This is a genomic window from Mesorhizobium sp. M6A.T.Ce.TU.016.01.1.1 (assembly GCF_003997065.1).
Lineage (GTDB): Bacteria > Pseudomonadota > Alphaproteobacteria > Rhizobiales > Rhizobiaceae > Mesorhizobium > Mesorhizobium mediterraneum.
Genome location: NZ_RZTJ01000080.1, coordinates 1 through 1492, shown reverse-complemented (window position 1 = coordinate 1492; position 1492 = coordinate 1). Strand labels below are relative to the sequence as shown.

Here is a 1492-nt window from a genome sequence, read left to right as displayed (position 1 = left end):
TAATTCCAGCGCCTTTTGCGTCTCGGGATCGCCCATGCGAAGCACAGTGCCCGCCGGGATTTTGGTCGGCAGCTTGCCCGCGTCCGGACTACCCGCCTGGGCAGTGAGGGGGGAGGAATAAGCGGCCAATGTGACCGCAAAAGCGGTCACGAACGCACCAAACTTCCTTCTCGACAATCTCTCCACAGCAAATGTCATCGTCCTGCTCCAGTTGGAATGACTCGTACTTTCGCTGTGCAGTATGTCTACCAATTTTGTAGACTTAAAAGTATCGGATGCTGTTCTTGGCCACCCGAAGGAAACGCTGTTCGTCTCCAATGCTTATTTGGAGCACGTGCCGCTCAACAAGAGGCGGGTTGGGGCGCGCAGAGCAGGTCGCGTTTCTGACCGATGCCAACTCGCGTCGTCGCCAAAAGCTATGCGCCTTTGCAGCGAGCTTTGGCTTGGAACAGGACCCAACGTGTAGCTGCCTAGGTTGAGAACTCATAAATTCGGCATAACCGGATGGGTGGAAAGCGGAACTGCGGCGACATACAGTAATGGCCATGACGGTCCGCAAGCCCAGCCTCATCGAAATACTAGTCCAAGCATCTCTTTGCGCTTTCCTCCTGTTGGTCGTCCTTGACTATCTCGAAGCCTCGAAGGCGGCCGCATGCTGGCCACCACCGGCTGCGCAGGGGTGCTATCCTTGGGGGATGACGGAGGGACCGATGGAGGGCGGCTCCTGGAACTATGCGAACAAGGAAATCTACCTGAGATCAGCATTGGTCTGGGGTGGTATCCTCGCAATAGCTATTTTGTCGCCCTTCGCTATGCGGGGTATTTGGACCGGACTGGTTGCCATCGCTATCATTCTTGCCGCAGGATTCTACAGCGCGGAATGGATGACCGGGTTCTTGCTATAGCGACCTCCTGTCGCAATCATGAATGTGCGACAAGAGGTCGTTTTCGACCGAGGCTTTCATACTGCGGCGGAATCTGATTCAGGCTCATCATGAGCCGATATGACCCGACTGACTTCGAATGGTGCGTGATCGAGCCGCTGTTGCCCAACAAGCCGCGAGGGTGCCGCGCGTCGATGATCGGCGGGTGCTAAACGGCATCTTCTGGGTACTGCGGTCCGGTGCGCCTTGGCGGGACCTCTCGGAGCGATACGGCCCGCGCACCACCTGCTACAACCGCTTTGTCCGATGGCGGAAAGCAGGTGTGGTGGGACCGCCTCATGGACGAAATTGCTAAAGCGCATGACGGTAGGGTGCAGATGATCGACACCTCTATTGTTCGCGTCCATCAGCAGGGCGCGACAGCAAAAACGGGGATCGAGATCATAGTCTCGGTCGCTCGCGAGGCGGGCTCATAACCAAGATCCACACGCTAGTTGACGCCCAGGGCAGGCCGATACGGCTGATGCTCACGGCAGGCCAGAAGAGCGACATCGCCTCAGCAGCGGACATGATCGCGGATTTGCCGGACGTGTCACGTGGCACTTAAA

The 1492-nt window shown here is 57.4% G+C and carries 1 protein-coding gene and 2 pseudogenes; 2 read left to right on the top strand and 1 reads right to left on the bottom strand.

Annotated elements, in window-relative coordinates:
• Positions 1-198 (bottom strand): annotated as a pseudogene (locus EOC94_RS33275) (ABC transporter); the annotation flags it as partial.
• 341 nt (positions 199-539) lie between these two features.
• Between EOC94_RS33275 and EOC94_RS33270 the strand changes: the two are divergent.
• Both EOC94_RS33270 and EOC94_RS33265 read left to right on the top strand, forming a co-directional pair.
• Positions 540-905, top strand: coding sequence for a hypothetical protein (locus EOC94_RS33270; protein ID WP_127295857.1), 366 nt, complete (start codon positions 540-542; stop codon positions 903-905).
• 89 nt (positions 906-994) lie between these two features.
• Positions 995-1425, top strand: a pseudogene (locus EOC94_RS33265) (IS5 family transposase); the annotation flags it as partial.
• Positions 1426-1492 lie beyond the last annotated feature (67 nt).